This window comes from Nonomuraea polychroma (genome assembly GCF_004011505.1).
GTDB lineage: Bacteria > Actinomycetota > Actinomycetes > Streptosporangiales > Streptosporangiaceae > Nonomuraea > Nonomuraea polychroma.
Genome location: NZ_SAUN01000001.1, coordinates 3,843,810 through 3,863,123 on the forward strand (window position 1 = coordinate 3,843,810; position 19,314 = coordinate 3,863,123).

The following is a 19,314-nucleotide window of genomic DNA, read 5'->3' on the forward strand; positions in this document are numbered from 1 at the left end:
CTGAGCCGAACGGAACCCCGTCACCATGAATCAGCAGATCCGCCGCGTACTCGTACGATCGATCGACGACATCCGGATCGAACGGGTGCCAGCCCCCGTGCCCGGCGACGGCGAACTCCTCGTCCGCACAACCCTCGTCGGCGTGTGCGGCTCCGACACTCACGCCGCCCTCGGCCACCACCCCTTCATCGACCTGCCCTACCACCCTGGGCACGAAGCGGTCGGCGTGGTGATCGCCGCGGGAGAGAACGTCGAGGGCTTCGCAGCCGGCGACCGGGTGGTCATCGAGCCCAACATCTCCTGCGGCCAGTGCCCCCAGTGCCGCTCCGGCCGCTACAACATCTGCCAGGAGTTGCAGGTCTTCGGCTGCCAGACACCTGGCGCCATGGCGGACCAGTTCACCGTTCCCTCCGACCGCGTTCACCGCATTCCCGAAGGCATGACCGATGTGGCGGCCGCTCTCATCGAGCCGCTGGCCACCCCGGTGCACGCTGTGGCGAAAGCCGGTGATCTCACCGGCCGCAGCGTCGTCGTCCTCGGCGCCGGGCCCATCGGCCTGCTCACCCTCATCGCCGCCCGGCACGCGGGCGCCGGCCGGATCATGGTCACGGACCTGATGGCCGACAAACTCAACCGGGCGCTGCGCCTCGGTGCCGACGTGGCCCTGCCCGCCGACGACCCCGATCTGGTCACCCGGGCCCATGCCGTACTCGGCGGGCCCGTCGACGTCGTCTTCGACTGCGTGGCCCGGGAACAGTCCATGGCTCAGGCCACCGACCTGGTGACCAAGGGCGGGCGGATCATCGTCGTCGGTGTCGGAGCCGCCGGCTCCACCCCCATACGCCTGGACCTCGTCCAGGACCGGGAGATCCGTGTGGAAGGCACCCTCATGTACACCGCCGAGGACTACCGCGCCGCCATTTCCCTCATTACGTTGGGCGCCGTTGACACCAGCGAAATCGTCACCGCCACGTATGCGTTGGAGGATGCAGGCGATGCCTTCGCCGCATCCCTCGACCCGCAACACGTCAAGGTCCTGGTCACCCTGGAAGGTCCGTAGCAGTGCACAGGCGTCGAGCCGATCTTTTGGGCCGGTCTTCTGGGGCCGGGGAGGCTGGCCCGCAGCCCCCGACGCCCTTGTGCGAAACTTCAGAGCCGGAATCGTCCGGCACGGCCCGCCAGCGGTCGCACGACAGACACAGGACCCGGAAAGGAAGGAGAGCCGCAGTGCCCGCCAGGACACGGCTGTCGCAGGCCGCTGTCGAGGAGCGGCGTCAGGCCGTCCTGCGATACGTCGTCGAACACGGCGAGACCCGCATCGACGACCTCGCCGACCGCTTCGAGGTCAGCCTGATGACGATGCACCGCGACCTCGACGACCTCGCCAAGCGTTCCCTGCTGCGCAAGGAACGCGGCCGAGCCGTCGCCTTCCCCGCCCTCACCATGGAGACCGCCACCCGATTCCGTGAGAGCGTTGGCGTCCCGGTCAAGGCGGCGCTGTGCGCGGCCGCCGTCGACCGTATCAAGCCGGGCAGCACAGTGCTCATGGACGACTCCACCACCCTTTTTCCCCTGGCCCCTGCCCTCGCCCGGCTCGACCAGGTCACCGTCGTCACCAACTCGGTCGGCCTGGCGCAGCGCCTGGGATCCGTTCCCGGCGTGGACGTCACCCTGCTCGGCGGGCGCTATCACGGCGACTTCAGCTCTTGCACGGGACCCGCTGTCACCCGCGCCCTGTCCCACATCCGCGCCGATCTCGCCCTGTTGTCCGCCACCGCGGTCCTTTCTGGCCGGCTCTTCCACCCCTTGAGCGAGTACATCGAGGTGAAGCTGAGCATGCTCGCCTCCGCCGAGCAGGCTCTGCTCCTCGTGGATCATTCGAAATTCGGCAAGACCGCCACCTACGGGTACGGCACCGTGGCCGACTACCACGCGGTCATCACTGACACCAGTACCTCCGACGCGGAGATCGCGGCCATCCGCGGCTTCGGAGTCCCCGTACACGCAGTCGACCCTGAAACCCCTGCACCGTGATACAGACTCTGTTCGAAACCCCCAGCGCATATCGCCTCACCGCCGCCGAGACGGCCGCTCCCCTGCCACGGGTCGAAGCCGTGCTGTTCGACTTCAGCAACACGATCTTCCAGATGATCGATCTGGAGACGTGGCTGCACCGGATCGGAGAGGCCACCGGTCGCCTCGCTTCGCTGGACGAGCCCGGCGCCGTGGCCGAGATCTCCCGGCAGCTGCGTGAGGCCTTCCGGCTGCCCTCCGTCGTCGCCCTTCAGGAAGGCCGGGATCGATCGTCCGAGCGACACCGCCGCGCCATGTGGGGATGGTGGGGGCACGTCGACTTCCTGCGAGGTGTGGAGGACGCGGCCTACAGGGAGCTCACGGCGCCGGACGCCTGGGTCCCCTACCCCGACACCAAGCCCACCCTGCAGGCACTGCTCGATCACGGACTGCGCATCGGCATCGTGAGCGACTTCGCATGGGACCTGCGTACCCATCTCGCCCACCACAGGCTGGACGACCTGATCCACGGCTGCGTCATCTCCTGTGAGCAGGACCGCGAAAAACCTGATCCCCACCTGTTCCTCAAAGCCTGCGCCGACCTCGGCGTGGACGCTCGTGCCACGCTCATGGTCGGCGACAACCCGATCCGCGACGGCGGTGCCGCCGCCTGCGGGCTGCGAACGTATATCTTGCCGGCCGAGAACCGCACCGGCGACCGCGGCCTGGCTGACGTTCTCCGGCTCGTGACCTGACCTCCACCCTCAGACCGGCGCGAGTGTCTCAGTGGTCGTTCTCCAGGTGGAGCCGGAGCAGGTCCACGCTGTGGGCGTTGCCGCTCGGGGTGCGGATGACGGTGTGGATGCGCTGCTGTGTCGGTTCTCGTTCGGTCGCCCATGCCGCCGGCTTCTTCACCTCCGTATCTTCACCGCGGCGGTGAGTCGGAGCCGGGCAGCCCTTGGTGGGGGGCTTGACATTGTCCGGGCCGCGCCGGCTTTGGCCGGCGGGGCATCGTTGTCTGGTAGCACATCGTGAGCGGCTCATGGGACATGCCGGAGGGTCTGTGGATCATTCAGCACCGGAGCCGGTGGGAACGACCCCTGCGGCTCGTGGTCGAAGGGGAGCAAAGGCCGGCTGGGCACGGGATCGGCGGCCTCAATCACATCAACCGCCGAGCCGGTCTTTTCGTCCTCCGAACAGGTAGACCAGTCCCGCCAGCTGATAATGTCACCGAAAGTCAGCATTCACGGACTTAAAACCAGATCCATTCGTCATCGACGTGACCAGAAGGTCTATCGTCTTGATCGTTCGTCTTGCTCTGATGGTGATGGCAAGGTGGCCGGAGTTGGCGCCGGCGGTGGTGAAGGATTTCCGGGTGGCGCGTGCACCGGCCACCGCGGAGGATCTGGAGGCCTTGAAGACCGACGTGCTGGCTGGATGAAGAGGACGTGACCGGTATGTTCCTCCTGGGGATCGACGCGGGCCAGACCGCCACGAAGGCCGCACTCTTCGATCCGGACGGCCGCGAGATCGCATCATCCCGCGTCGCCGCGCGAATCGAGGCGCCGCGCCCACGCTGGCAGGAACGCGACATGGAGGGGCTGTGGCGAGAATGCGCGGCGGCGGTACGCGACTGCCTAGGACGGGCGGGCGTCAGGCCCGCGCAGGTCGCCGCGGTGGGGTTGGCCGGCCACGGCGACGGGGCGTATCTCGTCGACGAGGCGCTGCGGCCGGTACGGCCGGCCATCCTGGCCACAGACTCGCGCGCGCATTTCTATGCCGAGACCGTGAGCCGTTCCGGCTCGGCCGGGCAGGCGCTGGCGCTCACCGGCCAGGTGCCCTTCGCGGCCTCGCCCGCCTCGCTCCTGGCGTGGCTGCGCGACCACGAGCCGGACCGCCTGGCGCGCGCCCGGTGGGCGCTCTTCTGCAAGGACTGGATCCGGTTGCGGCTGACCGGCGGCGTTGCCACGGACCCCACTGAGGCGAGCGCCTCCTTCACCGATGTTCACAACCAGGAGTGGAGCAGTCGGGCGCTCGAACTGTACGGCCTACCTGAGGTGGCCGGTCTGCTGCCGCCCATCCACGCCAGCGCCGAGGTCGTCGGCGAGGTTTCCGCCGACGGCGCCGAGGCGACCGGCCTGGCCGCCGGAACTGCCGTGGTCACCGGCGCCCACGACGTGGACGCCGCGGCGATAGGCGTCGGCGCCGCCGACCCTGGCCGGCTCAGTCTGGTGATGGGGACGTTCAGCATCAATCAGATCGTCGCCACCGCCCCGGTCTGCGACGTGCGCTGGCAGGCCAGAGCCTTCGTGCGCCCTCGGCAGTGGCTGCACATGTACACCTCGCCCTCCGGCGCGGCGAACCTCGAATGGGCCCTGGACCGGTTCGGCCCACACAGGCCCGACGGGAGCCCCGACCACGCGGCCGCTCTTGCCGAGGCAGCACGCTCCGACCCCGAAGCCGTCCCGGTCTATCTGCCCTTCCTGTACGGCTCGCCGCACGGCGACGACATCGACGCCGCACTGGTCGGCCTGCGCGGATGGCACGATCGCGGAAGCGTCATCCGCGCGGTCCTGCAGGGTGTGGCCTTCAATCACCGTCACCATGTCGACGCCCTGCGTGAGCGTTTCCCCATCGACGCTCCGGCCCGGCTGTGCGGTGGCGGGGCACGCAGCCTCATGTGGAGCCGGCTGATGGCCGATGTCCTTGGACTGGCCGTCGAGCTATCCGATGCCGGGGAGGCCGGTGCGCGGGGAGCGTCGGTCCTGGCGGGGGTCGGCATCGGCGTTTACGCCGACCTGTCCGAAGGAATCGCCCGGACTGTCCGGGTGGTGCATCGCCACGACCCCGACCCGGTTATGACAGATCGCTTGAGCGTGACCTATGAGCGCTACCAAAGCGTCATCAAGGCGCTGCTCACTCTCCGTTGACCGACACCGTTCCAGCACCAGCAGGTCGACGTGGTCGGCACGCCGGATCAGCTCGGCGCCGGCGCGCGCGGCGGCCAGCGTCCTGCTCGACAGCGTCGCGGTAGGCATCTGTGCCGTTGACTGCCAGCGAGAACCAGAACGGCAGTCCGCGGGCGCGTCGGGTGAGATGGATGGCGTAGTCGGACGGATTCCACTCGCCCTTGACCGTGACGGTCTCGACGTATGCGGCATGCTGGGTGTGGGCCTCGCGTGCCTGCGTTGGATCGCGACAGAGAAGGGCGCAGCAGTCGAACGGGCCGAACAGCCACTTGTGCGGGTCGACGATGAACGAGTCGGCTTCCGTCGCGGGGCTCGCGCCAGCCGTACTTCCGACTCACCCGTACCTGCCGGCGGCCGCGAGTGACCGGAGCTTTCCGCCGTTGGCATCGAGCCAGCGGGTCGTGTCCTCCAGCTTGCGGATCCGGTCGGCGACCTCGCCGAGCTGTGCCTCCCCGTTCAGCCAGCGGCCCGCCCGCCACAGGACGCTGCCGACCGCCCGGGCGAGGAGCAGCCGGGGAAGCGCGTCGGCTTCGGCGGCGTCCAGCGGGCGGACCGAGGCGTACCCCCGGAGGAAGGCCGCCGTGCGGAGCTGCCAGTCGCGCGTCTCCAGAGCCCCGCTGTAGAACAGCGCCGCCATCACGTCTTGAACCAGGAACCCGACCCCGGCGAACTCGAAGTCAAGCAGCCCGCTCACCTCCCCGGTGTCCTCGTCGACCAGCACGTTCCAGGCCGCGAGGTCACCGTGGATGACCTGGGTCGGCAGCGCGCCGCCGCCCGCAGACCACTCCTGCCCGACGCGGCGTGCCACGGCGTCGAGACGGGCGGCCCGCTCCGCACTGATCCCGGCGGCGCGCAGCTGACGGCAAAGGGCGCCGACGTGCGGCACGGCGGGGTGCGCCAGGAGAGGGTCACCGCGCCAGTCCCCCAGCCCGTCTTCTGGTGGCACGCCCCGCATCGCCTCGCCGAGCAGCCCGGCCGCCCGGCCGAAGCGCTCGAGTGCCGTCTGGCCCGTGAGGTCGGGCCGCACGCCGGGGATCCACCGGCAGACCGTGGCGGGCCCGGCCGCGGTCTCGATCACCGTGTCTCCGCTGGGCGCGGCGACTGGTTCGGGCACCTGGAAGGGAAGTCCGGCCTGCCGTAGCCACCGCAGGATCCGGTGCTCGGCGCCGACCTGCGCGGCGGACAGGGTCTGGCTGACCCGGAGCACGAATCGGAGGCCCCCCTGGCGGAGCATGAACGTCTGGTTGTTGGTCCCCTGCTCGGCTGGGATGATCGTCGTGCCCGGGGGGAAACCCCACGCTGCCGGCAGCCGGGCCAGGAACTCCAGGTCGGTGGGCGTGGTCACGCGCCAATTCTGGCGGCATGCCCAGGCCGGCGCGCAACCGGTTATAGGCGCCCTCAGAGCAAGAGTCGGCAAAGGGTTCTAATTCTGGTCAACCAGCCGGGGCCGCGCTTTCCTACTCGGGTCGAGTCAAGGTATGACCAGAAGCGGCCATCAGTCGATCATGTTCGTAATCTAGGAAGTACGGCTGGCGTGAGCCCCGCGACGGAGCTCGGTAGCTCATATTTTCGCAGGTCAGAGAATTCAAGCCCCGCTCATGGTCGGAATTCCTGTTGTCTCGGGCGAACCCGAAGATGAGGCGTGGGTGGCGAGGTTTCTTATCCATTCGCTTAGACGGTCCTTGAACTTGGCCTCAAAAGCGGGCTGGTTGAGGAGTTTCGCGACCTCCTTCAGGAAGCGGGGGCGAGTGTGTCGATTGGCTGCGACACCCCTGCCCGACGACGTCGCGGCCGCCGTGGCGCGTCCTGGTCGGCCACGCCACCGATCTCGTGCTGGCGCCTGCGGTGGGGACGCAGTTCCTCGACGTCCGGACACTGATCGGCACGGGCAAGGAGGCGCTGCACCCCGAGCCGCGTCGGCCTACTGTCCCCTTCACGGATGAGCACGGCTCCCTCCGAAGGGAGGATGCGCATAGTACCGGGGCGCTGCCAGGGTCGAAAGCAGGCGGCCGCTGGGCCGCCCGATCCGGAAGGACTCCAGCAGTGTTATCGAGACACACCAGGGTGGTGCGGGGTTCGGCGCTGATCGCGGGCCTCGCGCTCGCGTGCGGGCTCACCGCAACCGCTCCCGCCGTGGCGGCGGAGCAGGCCAGGCTCACCGCGCCGACCCTCACCGGCCAGTACGACGTCGGCACCATCGACCTCCACCTCGTCGACCCGTCCCGCCCCGATCCGTGGAAACCGGAACGGCGCCGGGAACTCATGGTCACCGTCACCTACCCGGCGGACCGGTTCGCCAAGGGCCCGCGGGCACCGTGGCTCACGCCCGGCATGAGCACCGTCATCGACCAGGCGCTGGCGGGCGAGGACTACCTCGATCTCCCGGCCGGCTCCATCGACTGGGCGTCGGCGAAGCGAAGGGCCGAGACCGGCGTCTCCGTGGCGCACGGCGCGCCGAAGCCGGTCGCGCTCTTCTCCCCTGGCTTCGGCGTCCCACGCGAGACGTACTCGGCGATCGTCGACGACCTGGCGAGCCGCGGCTACGTGGTCGTCTCGCTCTCGCACACCTACGAGAGCGTGGCGGTCGAGTTTCCTGGCGGGCGGCTCGAACTCGCGGTGTCCGAGGGTGAAGGCCCCGAATTCGAGAACAAGGCGCTCGACGCCCGGGTCGCCGACAGCCGGTTCGTCCTCGACCAGCTTACGAAGATCACCCGAGGCGAGAACCCCGACACGGGGAAGCGGCCGCTCCCCCGCGGGCTCGGCCGATCGCTCGACCTGTCCCGGGTCGGCGCCTACGGGCACTCCTCCGGCGGGTTCACCGCGGGCGAGACGATGGTCCACGACCGCCGTGTGGACGCCGGGATCAACCTGGACGGCGCGATGGCGACCGCGGTCGGCTATCCCCCGGGAAGTCCATACGTGCCGGGCGAAGTCACCAAACGCGGCCTGGACAGGCCGTTCCTCCTGATGGGCGCCGAGGGCGTCGACGAGAACGGGAAACCGCTCGAGCACACGCACCGGCATCCCGAATTCGACCGCAGCTGGGCGGACTTCTGGGCCAGCCAGAAAGGCTGGAAGCGGGATCTGCTGCTGCGCGGCGGCAGCACGCACATGGCCTACAGCGATCTGCAGATCATCGTGCCGCAACTCGGCGCGCGCGTGGCGCCGGAGAAGCGTGAGGCGGTCATCGGCACCATCGATCCCCGTCGTTCACTGGCCGCGCAACGGGACTACATCGGCGCGTTCTTCGATCTGCACCTTCGCGGACGGGACCTGCACCTGTTCGACGGCGAATCCCCGCGGCACCCGAACATCGACTTCATCGACTAGGGGCTGAAGGGGACTTCTCCGCATGTGATCGGGTGAAGGGCGCTTTCGCCGCGGCACGGTGGGCAACCCGGCGGCGCAGCTGATGCGCCGCTCGGCCCGCAGTCGCGCCTGCTCGTCGAGTGCGGTGCGCGGTCAGGACGAACCTGGCCCCGGTGTCGTTCCGCCTGCAGGCAAAAATCCGACTCCACCACCCGCTTCTGTGCGTGTGATCGCTATTCAACCATCGCGAGTTGTCGTTCTCTTAGGCCCTCACGGTGATCTTCCGTGTTTCCCGGCGGCGTAGCGGCTCCACATTCCACCGCCTTCTCTGAGGAGACGGGCAGTGGTCCCATCGTGGTAGCCATGTGCGTCGGCGACGACGGGGGCAGGCATCTCGAGGAGCTGCTGCCGGATGGCGGCGGCCGCGGGCGGCGGCCGCGGGGACGCCGATCTTTCTCAGGAGCGCGGACAGATGATCGGGGCGACAGGGCTGGCCCGCTCGGCGGCCGTGGAACAGCCAGCGAGAGTCGCGGTTGGTGGCGGTGTTCATGTTGTCGCGAGCCGCGATGTAGTCCAGCAGCAGGGATGCGACCGGCTCGGGGACGGGTGACGGCGGATTGCCGAGGCGTAGGAAGACGTCTTCTCCGTCGCGGAACAGGTCGTCGACAGTGAGTTGGACGACCCGGGTGAGGGGTTGCGCGTAGAGAAGCACGATGATGCCGGCGACACGTAGAAGTGGGGGAACGTCGGCATCGATCAATAGGCGGCGTAGGGCAGCCAGGCGCTGCTCCTCGGTCATGGGAGCCTGACGCGAAGTCTTCCCCGCAGGCAGGGACAGCGATCGTGAGCCCTGACGGCTCTGCATGGCCCAGGCGAGGAAAGTCCGCACCTGGGCACGGGCGTGTACGGGGTTCTCGGCATACCACGCGTCGATGTCGCTCTGGCGGCAGGAGGCAAGGGTGCGGTCGCGCGTATTGAGCCAGATGAGGAATGCCGTCGCATACTTGATCTGATCGGCTGCGTTGCGGCGGACGCTCGGCGTGATGTTACTCCGTTCGGCGCAGGCCCGAAGCAAGGGAAGAACGCGCCAGGACGCGAACAGCCGGATCGTCTTGACGTGCTCCAGGTGGGCGATGCTGGCTAGGTGGCCGGGGAGCCGGCGCTGAAAGGAGCAGACGTATTTGTCGGCGGCGGGCAGGATGCCGCGCTGGCCGCAAGGAGTCCTTCCAAGTGAGCGATGGTCCGCCAGGGCTGGAGCTCGTGGAAGGCGTCGTGGGTGAGCGGGATCTGCCCGCAAGCGAGCCGCTGCAGAAGGTCGACGCGTTGCCCGGGTGGTTGGGCCGCATCGCCAGCCAGGCCAGCCCGCTGACGGGCCGTTCCATCGCCACGAGCAAGTCGAACAAGGGGGTCAGCTCCGGGCGGATGCGGCCGGTGCCGTCGTCCAGGAACGCGGTGGCGGGGTCGGCCAGCGTCGGGCCGCCGGTGAGCGGCAGGACCCTGGCCATCGTCACGGGGATCCCAAGTTCTCGGCGTTGCGGAGGATGAACTCCGCGTCCGCCAGCGCGTTCATCGCCGCGACGGTCAGTGGCGCCTGCGCATACAGCGCGGCCTCCAGGCGGTGGTGGGCGAGTTCGCCCGCGGCGCGCTGCCGGTCGGGGGTGGGGCCTGGTGCGGGTTCGGGGACCACCGGGCTCCTATGTGACACGGAATGGTCTCTTCCCTGTCACATCAGCCTGGCGTGCGACGGACGCTCAGTCGGCCTCGCGTTGCTCATCCTCCTCCCGATCCTCGTTCATGCCCGCGGCCGATTGGGCCCGGCGATCGCGGATGGGAGCGCGCCGGTTGGCCAGGTCAAGGTCCTGGACGTTGAGGCGGGGACCATCGCGGCGAGTGAGCCTCACCCGAGCCGAGCGTCCTCCCCGATCGGCGTGCACCTCCCTCAAGCGTGGGTGACCTTTACTCGAGCGGCAGGGCGTGCTGTCCGGCAACCTGGCGGATCTCCTCCAGCGGGTACGGCGTCTTCCTGCTCTCACTCTGCAGATCGTGGTAGAAGTCGTTCAGCACGGTGGCCAGCGGGCTATGCCGCGACAACAGGGCCGCGACCCCGCCGGGCACGCCGGCTGGCCGCTCTCCCGCCGCCCATCCCCGCACCAGTTCGCGACGCCGCGGCCAGTCGGCGCCGTGGAAGGCGCCGGCCAGCCAGTTCACCAAGAACGTCAGCGTGTAAGTGCGGTCAAAGGTGAGGTGCCGGCCATAAAAGACCTGTTCCTCCTCTGACAGGTCGAACCGGGTCGACACGGCCAGCCCGAAGTCGGTCAGGTAGAAGCGGCGCCCGTCGGTGAGGATGTTCTCGAAATGCGCGTCGAAGTGCAGTAGGCCGCCCGCGTTCATGAAGGACACGGCCTCGCGCAGCCCCTGGTCCGCCAGGGCGCAAGCGCGGTCGGCGTCGCCCGCGCGCACCCGCTCGTCCAGCCACTGGTGCAGGTTGTGTGGAAAATACTCCAGGAAGAGCGTCAGGCTCGCCGGAGCCCCTGCCAGCGCCTCGAGGCGGCGGCGCACGCCGGGCGCACCCTCCCAGAAAGTGACCGCACGATCGATGTCGGCCAGCTCTGCGTACAGCGGCGCGGGCTCGGCGTTGGGTAGCACCCGCCAGTGATACAGCAGCGGGAAGCCGGGGAATTGGCCGGTCAGCACCCACTCGGTGGTCATCGTGTGCGCGGCCAGCTCGCGCCAGGCGCCGAAGCCGGGCGAGCCGATGCCGTACTGGCAGAAAGGCGGCAGCCCGAACAGGTCGGCCGTAGAGTGCGGGTGGCGCAGTTCGAGCTCGGTGAGGGGCACGCGTTTGACGAAGACCGAGGTGCCGCCGACCTCGAGCCGCGCGGACGCCCCGCCGATGCCGGTGCCGAGGGGCACGGCCTCGCGCTCCAGCAGCTCGGCCAGTTCCCGGTCGTCGTAGCGGGCCATGGCCGTGGAAACGTCACAGTGGGTGGTCAGCCGCGTGTCCATCATCGTGATCACTTTACTGGCCGATGACGGCCACTCTTGCCTGGCGGCCACCCTGCCGCACTGCTTGCCGATGTGCTGCGGAAAGCGGTGGCGATGGTGATCACGCGGCGACTACAGTGCCTCGGTGCGAGCGGTGATGTTGGGCGGCGCTCCTGGCGTCGGCAAGACGACTGTGGCCAGGAGACTCCTGGACCTGGTACAGGCCGGGCAGCAACTGGTCCAGTGGCTCGACGTCGACAGCCTGTGGCAGCACCAGCCCTGGCGCGTCAATGAGCGGATGACGACCATGGTGCGCGCGAATCCGCGTGCCGTGGCCGAGCACGCCGCAACGGCCGAAGTGGACATCCTCGTGATCAACTGGGTGTTCCAGTCCACAGAGATGCACCGACTGGTCGCCGGGCTGCTTCCATCCGGTACCCCGGCCATTTCCGTTCAACTGCACGCCAGCCGTGAGACGTGGCACCAACGCTTCGAGTCGGACCCTGAGCGTCCGGGCCTGACCGACTTCTACAGGAGCAGGTACATACAGGCCCAAACAACCGTGGTTGATCACGTAGTTGACACCGACGGCCTCACCCCCTTCGAGGTGGCTCGGCGCGTGACCGAAGTGACCGGAGTCCTCCAACCCGGACCTTCTTAACTCAAGGTCTCGGCCGGATCGGCATGACGAGAGGATTCGACACTCCCGCGTAGACAAACGCTCTCGACAGATCACGCGGACCCTACACCTCGGCCGCCGGCTCGGCGGTGGTGAAGGACCTCTTCAGCAGCCCGATGGCCACCAGCGCCGCCGCCAGTCCCGCCGGATCGGCCATCGTGCCCAGGCCCTCGCGCGGCGCACCCATCGGCCTCACTCCTCCTCATCAGGGCCAGCGTTCGGATCACGCAGCGCGCAACCCGCCGCCCAACTCCGGGCGATTGAAGGGGTAGAACCCGTGGAAGTTGATGTGCTCGAACAGCAGAGGTGAGAGCCGGGCACGGATCTCCGGGCCGACGCCCAGCCCACCGGCCTCCAGACGCTTCACCGCCGCGTCGATATACAGTGAATTCCACCAGGTGATGGCGTTGAGGCCCAAGCCGAGCGCGCCCACCTGGTCCTCCATACCACCTTCATAACTGCGCACCAACCGGCCCAGGTTGCCGAAGAACACCGCCGGGCCAGCGTGTGCCGGGACTCGCCGGCGTTCAACTGCGCCCCGATCATCCTGCGGCAGTCCTCCACATGCAGAACCTGCAGCAGATGGAGCGACTTGAAGATGCGGCCACCCGGGCCATATCGTCCCAGTGCTGGACGATCGCGGGAATCGACACCCGGGGCAGCCCCAGGCTGTTGAAGGCGGCCCACCCGGTGGTAGCGCGCGTCCCGGTGGTCAGGCCGCCCTCCAGCATCGCCGTGTCGATCCACCACAGCTGGGTGTCGGAGATGTCGGCGTGCCGGGGCGCGAGCTGGTAGCCGCACATGGCGAACATGCCATAGACCAGGTCGCTGTAGCTGCCCGTGTCGGTCACGACCCCGAACTGCCGAAAGGTGCGGTGGACCGCGACGCGTATGTGGTCTGTGTCCTGGAAAGTCTGTTTCTGGCGCTGCAGGTGCGGGACGTGTTCGCCACGCCGTCGCTGCGGTGGGCCGACCCGCGCGCCTGACCTGCTGAGACTTCTTGAGAAACACGATCACTGGATGGCGAGCCAAGATCTATCCATGCACTCAGACCTATATCCGTTGGACTTTCCGCGATAACTACCGGGACCCCTCATAGGGAGCTGCCACATTCCGAGGGGTGCCGGACATTTACCAGGTGTCCGGCACCTTTCGGCAAGGAGACTTTGTGACATACCGAGATCGCTTCGAAGCGGTCTATGACGCGTACTACCCGGCGATCCATCAGTACGCCGCCCGCCGTACCGGTTCCCCCGACGACACGGCCGATGTCATCTCCGAGACGTTCCTCACTGCCTGGCGGCGCATCGGCGATGTGCCCGAGGGTGAGGAGGCGCTGCTGTGGCTGTACGGGGTGGCCCGCCGCGTGCTGGCCAACCAGCAGCGCGGCGATTTGCGCAGGGCCGTGCTCACCGAACGGCTGCGTGCGGAGTTGGCCGCCGACCGGCCGGTCAGACCGGTCGATCTGGACCATGTTCGCGCCGCCTTCGACAAGTTGCCCGAACGTGACCGCGAGGTCTTGGCGCTGGCCTGCTGGGAGGGCCTGACCAGCCAGCGGATCGCCAAAGTTTTGGGATGTACGGCTATTGCCGCCCGGACCCGGCTGCATCGGGCGCGCAAACGGATGGCGGCGGCGCTGGAGCGGCAGGCGTCCTTGACAAACGCGATGGGGGAAGCATGAGCGACATCGACAACCTGGTAAGGGCCATCGACCCGGCACCACACGCGCCGGATCAGGGGCCCGGCGCGCGCGAACTGCGTGAGGCGATCATGGCGACCCAGGCGCGTCCGCACCGGACGGTCCGGCGTCTGCCGTGGCAGGCCGGAGCCATCGGCCTCGCAGCGGCCGCGGCCGCGACGGCGGTCTTCCTCGGCCAGGTCACCCCCACCGCATCGCCCTCGCCCACGGTCACACCCGGCAACACCTCCCTGTCGGGCACCTCGATCTTGCTGGCCGCCGCCGCCAAGGCCCAAGCCGCCCCAGAAGGCGCCTACTGGCATCTCAAGGAGCTGTACGTGGGCTCGGCGGGACCGTACGGCCAGAACGGCAACACCTACCGTCTGGGAATCTCATACCTCTCGGAGACGTGGGTGGCCAAGGATGGCCGAGGCTGGATCGGCCGCAGGCAGCTGGCCGCACGCCCCCTGGACCTGGAGGCATGGCGCCGGGACGGCTCGCCGACCGAATGGGAGATGGGGAAGGACGGCGGCGTCTACTCCACCTCGCCCGGCGAGGGCACGCTCACCCGGCTCAAAGGGGAGCAGAAGCTCTACTGGAGTGCCATGCCCATGACCCTGAAGGAGATCGAGGCGCTGCCCGCCGCCCCCGAAGCGCTGAAGAAGCGGGCCGCTGAGGCGATCCGTAGCGATCAGGACTTCGCCGGTTCGGTGGAAGACGGCCTGGCGCCCACCTTGGCATCACTCCTGTACGAGCTACCCACCTCCCCACAGGTGCGCAGCGCCGCCTACCAGGCGCTGGCGACGCTGCCCGCAGTGCGGGTCGAAGGCCGGACCACCGATCCGCAGGGGCGGCCGGGCGTCGCCCTGACCTTCCCGATCCAGCAGGGCCAACCCACCCAGGGCAGACTGATCATTGACCCCGACACCTCCAAGGTGCTGACCTTCGAAGTCACCGGCGGCATGCCGCAGGTGAAAGACCGGGTCAACATGGTGCTGGAGTCCGGCTGGACCGACACCCGCCCATCCCCGCCCTCCGCCGAGTGAAGGCCGCCGGGCTGGCCCGGCGCGGCGCGAGCCCGCCGGCCAGCCCCGGTTGGAGCGCATTGTGGCCGTCCTGGGGTGAGGCCGTGATGTGAGCGCTGGCCTGACGGCGACGCCCAGTGCGGCACGGGGCGGTCAGGGTTGTCCGCTCCGACAACATCACTTGGAAGGGACACAACCGCTGCCAGGCAGGTCAAAAGCGATGGCGGGGTAAGGTCGGCTATCGCGTTGAGCCCGACCCTGACGATGATGAGGTGCTGCTGGTGGGGGAGGCTGTCTGATTCGCATCCGTGCCAGCGCGCGGGGTGGAGGTCAGCGGGGACGGCGGCGCTGGGCGGGTCGGCTTCGGCGGTGATGCGCGCGGAGGTCTCCTCCCCCAGGCGTACGTAGCGGCCGAGGCTGGCCAGGTGCTGGTGGCGGCTCTTGTCCTGCAGTTCGGCCGCGGTGCGACCAGCTTGGGCCAGATGCTGTAGCGCCGAATGACGGAGTTGATGCAAGGTCCATCCCTGGCCGTGCGGGTCGAGCTCGGCGGATGCGGTCTTGAACAGGTATTCGGCGCGAGGGTAGGACAGCCGGGCCCGCTTGGTGCTGGGGTCAATATCGGCTGCCGCCGGTGATCGGCGTCCGGACGTGGCGGCGCGCCGATCGGCCAGGAACACCGGCCCGGACGTCCGGCCGGCCAGCAGCCGGGGCAGCAGCCTGGCGGTGGGGGTGGCCCAGTGCACGTACTCGATGGCGCCGCCCTTGGAGACGACGCGGGCAACGTCTCCAGCCGGGTGCGCGGGATGGAGCGGTCGCCGCGGCGGGCGGATTTGCGGCGCTCCAGCCACCGGGCGGGGTTGGTGGCCAAGATCTCCTGGCGCTGGGCCCAGGTGGTGAAGGAGGCGAGCGCGGATAGGTGCCGGTTCCAGGTGGCGGCCGCCGCGGTGTGCCAGCGGTCGATGACGGCGGCGTAGTGCTCGGGGGTCAGGGCGGCGGCCGGATGGTTGGGGCCGGTGACGGCGGTCAGGCGGGTGAGGGTCTCGGTGTAACCGGCGCGGGTGGTAGCCGCGGTCAAGGAGTCGAGGCAGCGCTCGACGGCGGCCGCGGTCGTCGGACCGGCCGTGCCTGGGGTGGTGCCGAGTCGGGCCGGCCGTGCCTGGGGTGGTGGCCGAGTTCGGGCTGGCTGGGGAAGGCCACGACGGACACGGACGGCCTCTTTCGTCGATGTGACACATAACGTTGCCGAGTCGCTCCGACGGCCTCGAGCGGTGAGCTGGGCGTCCGCGGCCCCGGCAGGGTCACAGATAATTCAAGTTCTGTGTGACAGATGTGGGCTAGGTGGTTGTTCGCGACCGGGCCTCGGCGGCCCAGTGGGGTGCGTTCCACCGGTCGGCGATGGTGGCGGCCTGGGTGAAGTGGGCGGCGGCCTCGGTGCGGCCTAGGAGGACGGCCAGTTCACCGAGGGTGTGGGCGACCGGGCGCAGCGCCACCGACAGGCTCGCGGCGCCCGCTGGGGGGCCGTTGCGGTGCGGAAGCAGCGTCGCGTAGATCTCCTCGGCGGCGTCGCGGTCGTTCAAGGCGATGATGGCCATCGCGCGCAACGTGGTGAGGAAGGTGAAGAAGAAGTCCGGGCGGATCGGGCTGGGTGACGCGCGGACCTCGCGGGCTTCGGCGTCCAGGCCGTTGGCGTGGAGGGCGAGCGCGAGCAGGTCGGAGGTCATGGGGCCGAGCGCGGCGTGGAGGGCGCGCACGTCGTCCAGGTGCGCACCGAGCGTGCCGTCGTTCAGCCAGATCGTAGCCAGGGCGAGTTGGAGAAAGCCCGTGGCGTGCACCGATCCGATGCGCCGCATGCCCTCGTCGGCCTTGATGTAGAGGAGTTCGGCGTCGGCGAATCGGCCTTCGATGAGCGCCAGGCTCGCCAGCGTGATCTCGGTGACGGCGATCGCCTCGCGCATTCGGTAGGTGCGCGCGAGTTCCAGGGCCTCGGTGGTCACCTGGTGCATGGTCACCGGGTCGTTGGCGGCGGCGGCGACGGCGGCATGGTTGAGCAGCCCGGTGACGCGGTAGACCGGCAGGTCGTGCTCGGTCCCGATCTCCACGAGCTCCCGGCAGAGCTCGGCGTCGCCGTGGACTCCGGCCAGGATCTCGAGTGCCGCGGCCCGCAACCGGGGTCCGGTGGCGAGGTCGAGTGCCTCCTGCGCTGCCTCTACAACCGTCGGGTCGTCTTCGCCGACCAGTTCGTGCGCGTACGCCGTCAGAAGCCGGGACCGCACCGAAGGGGTCAGTTCGCGCTTCAGCAGGCGGCTCAGGCGGTCGACGATGGGCCGGTCCACTGTGCCGTACGTACGGGCCTGCCAGGGGGTCGGCTCTGTCCACGCGGTGAATGCGGCGATCATCAGGTCGTCGCGGCCCAGGGACTCTGCGTACTCCACGGCTTCACGGCGTGTCTCGCGGGCGGCTGCGACGGCCCCCGCCCGGATCTGCGCGCGCAGCAGCCTGCCGAGCAATTCGACGCGTTCGTCCGGTCCGGTCGAGTTGGTGACGGCATCGGCGAGGAGGTCGGCCGCCACGTCGTGGGCGTAGCGGGCCTCGGCAAGCTCGGCGGCCTGGACGCAGTAGCCGACGGCCTTCGGTGAGCCGGCGCGCGCGTAGTGGTGGGCCAGCGCCGCGATGTCGTCGGTGCCTTCAAGAGCGGCGGCGATCCGGGCGTGCATCCGGGTAGCACGCAATCTGCTGACGTCGGCGATGAGCGTGTCCCTGACGAGGGCGTGGACGAAGCGGATGAGGCCTGGGCCGGGCTCGTCGAGGAGCCCGGCGATGACGCCCGCGTCCAAGGCGTCCATCACGCCGTCCTCGTCGGTGTCGGCGGCCTTGACGAGGACGTCCACCGAGCTTTCCCGGCCTGCGACCGCGGCGAGCCGGAGGACGGACACGCCTCCCTCAGGCAGGCGCGCGAGCCGACGGCGCAGGACGTCCCGTACGCCTTCGGGGACCTCGGAGAGGGCGACCAGCGCGCCTTCGCCGTTCAGCAGCCGGGCGCTTTCGCGCACGTAGAACGGGTTGCCGCCGGTGCGCTCGGCGATCCCTGCGATGGTCTCCTCGTCGGCCTCGCATTCGGCCCGTACGAGCTCCGCGACGGCCTCGTCGTTCAGCCCTGGCAGCGCTAGGCGAAGGGGCGTGGCGCGCGCGAGGGAGGCCAGGGTTTCGGTGAGGTGCCCGCTCTCGTCCGCGCGGTACGCGGCGACGACCAGGATCGGGGCCCGCATGCCGAGGCCGCCGCCGAGCAGTTCCAGCGTGGTGGCGTCCGCCCAGTGCAGGTCGTCCAGCACGACGGCGACCGGGCGTTCCGTGGCGACCGCCGCGAGCCACTTCCACACGGCTTGGCGCAGGCGGAACCGTCCAGCGGTGGCGTCGGCGTTCACCGGCCCGGTGTCGGTGAGCAGCGGCGCGAGGTCGTCCGCGAACTCGCCCGGGGACGTGGTCGCGGCGACGGCTCTCAGCGCCTCCGTCCAGGCCCACGCGGGCGGCGCACTGTCGACCTCGGGGCAGCGGCCGACGGCGACCAGCCACCCGTCACGTTCGAGCCGCCTGCCGAGGTGTTCCAGCAGCGTCGACTTGCCGAGCCCGGCCTCGCCGGTGACAAGGGCGATACGGGCTCCGTCGGCGGCGGCCCCGGTGGCGGCCGTGACCAGGGCCGACAGCTGTGCCTCGCGTCCGACGAACGGCGCCTCGACGATCGGAGCCGTCCCCGGGAGAGGGGCCACCTGCGGCAGCGGGGCAGTCAGCGGGGGCGGGGGCGGGGGCACGGTCGCGCGCAGGACGTCCGTGCGCTGGGTGAGGATCGCCTCCTCCAACGCCGTCAGGTCCGGGCCAGGGTCGAGCCCGAGCTCCTCGGCGAGGATGCCGCGGGCGCGGCGGAGCGTCGCCAGCGCGTCCGCTTGGCGGCCGCTGCTCCATAGTGCCAAGGCGTGCAGCCGCCAGCCTTCCTCGCGCAGGGGCTCGTCGCGGGTGAGCCGCTCGGCCTCGGGAACCACCGCGGCGGGGTCGCCGATGCGCAGACCCGCCGCGATGTGCAGCTCGGTGGCGACCAGGCGTAGCTCGTTCAGCCGGGCCGTCTCGGCGGCGGCCCACGGCTCGTCGGCGACCTCGGCGAACGCCGGTCCCTGCCACAGCCCCAGCGCCTCGGCGAGCCGAGCCTGCGCGGCGCGTAGGTCGGTGTCCGTACGCGCTTGGCCCAGCAGGCCCTCGAACCGCCACGCGTCCACCGCCTCCGGTGGGAGCCGCAGCGCATAACCCGGCGCCGCGCTCACCAGCAGCCGGGCCGGCGTGCGCGGCGGACGTCCGGGCTCCAGCAACCGACGCAGGTTGGACACATACGCCTGCAGGGACATCAGCGCCCGCGCGGGCGGCTCCCCGCGCCACAGATCCTCGATCATCCGGTCGACCGGCACGACCTGCCCACGCGCCGCCACCAGCAACGCCAGCACGCCCCGCTGCCGCGGCCCGCCGAGGTGAACGGCCGCACCGTCTACCTCCGCTGCGAACGCGCCCAGCACCCGGATGAAGACCATGATCTGCACATCGTATGTGGGCGTTCCAAATCGGCTCCAAGCCCCCTCCAAATACCTGGGAGCAGCCTGAACACATCGCAACCGA

The 19,314-nt window shown here is 69.5% G+C and carries 21 protein-coding genes and 1 pseudogene; 12 read left to right on the plus strand and 10 right to left on the minus strand.

Going from position 1 to position 19,314, the window contains the following annotated elements:
- Positions 1-25: 25 nt before the first annotated feature.
- The 3 genes from EDD27_RS17440 (at position 26) to EDD27_RS17450 (ending at position 2,768) form a co-directional block, all read left to right on the plus strand.
- Positions 26-1,060, plus strand: a complete 1,035-nt coding sequence (locus EDD27_RS17440; protein ID WP_127933372.1) for a zinc-dependent alcohol dehydrogenase — start codon at positions 26-28, stop codon at positions 1,058-1,060.
- Positions 1,061-1,227: 167 nt separating this feature from the next.
- Entirely contained in the window at positions 1,228-2,034 is an 807-nt protein-coding gene (locus EDD27_RS17445; RefSeq protein WP_127933373.1) for a DeoR/GlpR family DNA-binding transcription regulator, read from the plus strand.
- Positions 2,031-2,768 (plus strand): HAD family hydrolase, encoded by a 738-nt coding sequence (locus tag EDD27_RS17450; protein WP_127933374.1) that lies wholly within the window; start codon positions 2,031-2,033, stop codon positions 2,766-2,768. Before EDD27_RS17445 ends, EDD27_RS17450 begins: the two co-directional genes overlap by 4 nt.
- Positions 2,769-2,796: 28 nt before the next feature.
- On the opposite strand, the gene EDD27_RS57790 is transcribed toward EDD27_RS17450, so the two are convergent.
- Positions 2,797-2,928, minus strand: coding sequence for a hypothetical protein (locus tag EDD27_RS57790; protein ID WP_277750725.1), 132 nt, complete (start codon positions 2,926-2,928; stop codon positions 2,797-2,799).
- Between the two features lie 385 nt (positions 2,929-3,313).
- Here EDD27_RS57790 and EDD27_RS54250 point away from each other — a divergent pair, with 385 nt between their 5' ends.
- Both EDD27_RS54250 and EDD27_RS17455 read left to right on the plus strand, forming a co-directional pair.
- Entirely contained in the window at positions 3,314-3,454 is a 141-nt protein-coding gene (locus EDD27_RS54250) for a hypothetical protein (protein WP_164903651.1), read from the plus strand.
- Between the two features lie 16 nt (positions 3,455-3,470).
- Positions 3,471-4,943 carry an FGGY-family carbohydrate kinase gene (locus EDD27_RS17455; RefSeq protein ID WP_127940758.1) on the plus strand — a complete coding sequence of 491 codons (1,473 nt, stop codon included), beginning with the start codon at positions 3,471-3,473 and terminating at the stop codon, positions 4,941-4,943.
- Here the strand turns inward: EDD27_RS17455 and EDD27_RS58670 are convergent.
- Both EDD27_RS58670 and EDD27_RS17465 read right to left on the minus strand, forming a co-directional pair.
- Positions 4,930-5,268 carry a pyridoxal-dependent decarboxylase gene (locus EDD27_RS58670; RefSeq protein ID WP_206642153.1) on the minus strand — a complete coding sequence of 113 codons (339 nt, stop codon included), beginning with the start codon at positions 5,266-5,268 and terminating at the stop codon, positions 4,930-4,932. The two genes, EDD27_RS17455 and EDD27_RS58670, sit on opposite strands and share 14 nt — an antisense overlap.
- 48 nt (positions 5,269-5,316) lie before the next feature.
- The gene (locus EDD27_RS17465; RefSeq protein ID WP_127933375.1) at positions 5,317-6,327 is read right to left on the minus strand and encodes a phosphotransferase enzyme family protein; all 1,011 of its coding nucleotides are present in this window, start codon (positions 6,325-6,327) and stop codon (positions 5,317-5,319) included.
- Between the two features lie 698 nt (positions 6,328-7,025).
- Here EDD27_RS17465 and EDD27_RS17470 point away from each other — a divergent pair.
- Complete coding sequence (locus EDD27_RS17470) at positions 7,026-8,312, plus strand: alpha/beta hydrolase family protein (RefSeq protein ID WP_164903652.1); 1,287 nt, start codon at positions 7,026-7,028, stop codon at positions 8,310-8,312.
- 241 nt (positions 8,313-8,553) lie between these two features.
- Here the strand turns inward: EDD27_RS17470 and EDD27_RS17475 are convergent, their stop codons facing one another.
- Positions 8,554-9,366, minus strand: a complete 813-nt coding sequence (locus EDD27_RS17475; protein WP_206641475.1) for a hypothetical protein — start codon at positions 9,364-9,366, stop codon at positions 8,554-8,556.
- Positions 9,367-9,521: 155 nt separating this feature from the next.
- On the opposite strand from EDD27_RS17475, the gene EDD27_RS54255 reads away from it, so the two are divergent.
- Positions 9,522-9,836 (plus strand): hypothetical protein, encoded by a 315-nt coding sequence (locus tag EDD27_RS54255; protein ID WP_164903380.1) that lies wholly within the window; start codon positions 9,522-9,524, stop codon positions 9,834-9,836.
- On the opposite strand, the gene EDD27_RS17480 is transcribed toward EDD27_RS54255, so the two are convergent.
- The 3 genes from EDD27_RS17480 to EDD27_RS17485 form a co-directional block, all read right to left on the minus strand.
- Positions 9,799-9,978 (minus strand): hypothetical protein, encoded by a 180-nt coding sequence (locus EDD27_RS17480; RefSeq protein ID WP_127933376.1) that lies wholly within the window; start codon positions 9,976-9,978, stop codon positions 9,799-9,801. The two genes, EDD27_RS54255 and EDD27_RS17480, sit on opposite strands and share 38 nt — an antisense overlap.
- A 64-nt stretch (positions 9,979-10,042) precedes the next feature.
- On the minus strand, positions 10,043-10,192 hold the full coding sequence (locus EDD27_RS54260; RefSeq protein ID WP_164903653.1) for a hypothetical protein: 150 nt from the start codon (positions 10,190-10,192) through the stop codon (positions 10,043-10,045).
- Positions 10,193-10,247: 55 nt separating this feature from the next.
- The gene (locus EDD27_RS17485) at positions 10,248-11,300 is read right to left on the minus strand and encodes a protein kinase family protein (RefSeq protein ID WP_164903654.1); all 1,053 of its coding nucleotides are present in this window, start codon (positions 11,298-11,300) and stop codon (positions 10,248-10,250) included.
- Between the two features lie 121 nt (positions 11,301-11,421).
- Between EDD27_RS17485 and EDD27_RS17490 the strand changes: the two genes are divergently transcribed.
- The gene (locus EDD27_RS17490; protein WP_127933378.1) at positions 11,422-11,937 is read left to right on the plus strand and encodes an AAA family ATPase; all 516 of its coding nucleotides are present in this window, start codon (positions 11,422-11,424) and stop codon (positions 11,935-11,937) included.
- An 82-nt stretch (positions 11,938-12,019) separates the two neighbouring features.
- Here EDD27_RS17490 and EDD27_RS57795 read toward each other — a convergent pair whose 3' ends face one another.
- Both EDD27_RS57795 and EDD27_RS58675 read right to left on the minus strand, forming a co-directional pair.
- Positions 12,020-12,142, minus strand: coding sequence for a hypothetical protein (locus EDD27_RS57795; protein ID WP_277750726.1), 123 nt, complete (start codon positions 12,140-12,142; stop codon positions 12,020-12,022).
- 36 nt (positions 12,143-12,178) lie between these two features.
- Positions 12,179-12,767 (minus strand): annotated as a pseudogene (locus tag EDD27_RS58675) (Tn3 family transposase).
- 356 nt (positions 12,768-13,123) lie between these two features.
- Here EDD27_RS58675 and EDD27_RS17505 point away from each other — a divergent pair.
- The 4 genes from EDD27_RS17505 to EDD27_RS17515 all read left to right on the plus strand — a co-directional run bounded on the left by EDD27_RS17505 (position 13,124) and on the right by EDD27_RS17515 (position 15,632).
- A complete protein-coding gene (locus EDD27_RS17505; protein ID WP_127933381.1) occupies positions 13,124-13,636 on the plus strand; it encodes an RNA polymerase sigma factor in 513 nt (170 codons plus the stop codon).
- The gene (locus EDD27_RS54265; RefSeq protein ID WP_164903656.1) at positions 13,633-14,679 is read left to right on the plus strand and encodes a CU044_5270 family protein; all 1,047 of its coding nucleotides are present in this window, start codon (positions 13,633-13,635) and stop codon (positions 14,677-14,679) included. The genes EDD27_RS17505 and EDD27_RS54265 overlap by 4 nt, the downstream gene beginning before the upstream one ends.
- Positions 14,680-14,966: 287 nt before the next feature.
- Positions 14,967-15,149 carry a hypothetical protein gene (locus EDD27_RS54270; protein ID WP_164903657.1) on the plus strand — a complete coding sequence of 61 codons (183 nt, stop codon included), beginning with the start codon at positions 14,967-14,969 and terminating at the stop codon, positions 15,147-15,149.
- A gap of 246 nt (positions 15,150-15,395) precedes the next feature.
- Positions 15,396-15,632 (plus strand): hypothetical protein, encoded by a 237-nt coding sequence (locus EDD27_RS17515; RefSeq protein ID WP_127933383.1) that lies wholly within the window; start codon positions 15,396-15,398, stop codon positions 15,630-15,632.
- 360 nt (positions 15,633-15,992) lie between these two features.
- On the opposite strand, the gene EDD27_RS17520 is transcribed toward EDD27_RS17515, so the two are convergent.
- Positions 15,993-19,229 carry an ATP-binding protein gene (locus EDD27_RS17520; RefSeq protein WP_127933384.1) on the minus strand — a complete coding sequence of 1,079 codons (3,237 nt, stop codon included), beginning with the start codon at positions 19,227-19,229 and terminating at the stop codon, positions 15,993-15,995.
- Between the last annotated feature and the right edge of the window lie 85 nt (positions 19,230-19,314).

Excerpts from the sequence above, each read along its gene's own strand:
- EDD27_RS17440 (WP_127933372.1), top strand. The coding sequence starts at position 26 with ATGAATCAGCAGATCCGCCGCGTACTCGTACGATCGATCGACGACATC.
- EDD27_RS17455 (WP_127940758.1), top strand. The coding sequence starts at position 3,471 with ATGTTCCTCCTGGGGATCGACGCGGGCCAGACCGCCACGAAGGCCGCA.
- EDD27_RS17485 (WP_164903654.1), bottom strand. The coding sequence starts at position 11,300 with ATGATGGACACGCGGCTGACCACCCACTGTGACGTTTCCACGGCCATG.
- EDD27_RS57795 (WP_277750726.1), bottom strand. The coding sequence starts at position 12,142 with ATGGGTGCGCCGCGCGAGGGCCTGGGCACGATGGCCGATCCGGCGGGA.
- EDD27_RS54265 (WP_164903656.1), top strand. The coding sequence starts at position 13,633 with ATGAGCGACATCGACAACCTGGTAAGGGCCATCGACCCGGCACCACAC.
- EDD27_RS17520 (WP_127933384.1), bottom strand. The coding sequence starts at position 19,229 with ATGGTCTTCATCCGGGTGCTGGGCGCGTTCGCAGCGGAGGTAGACGGT.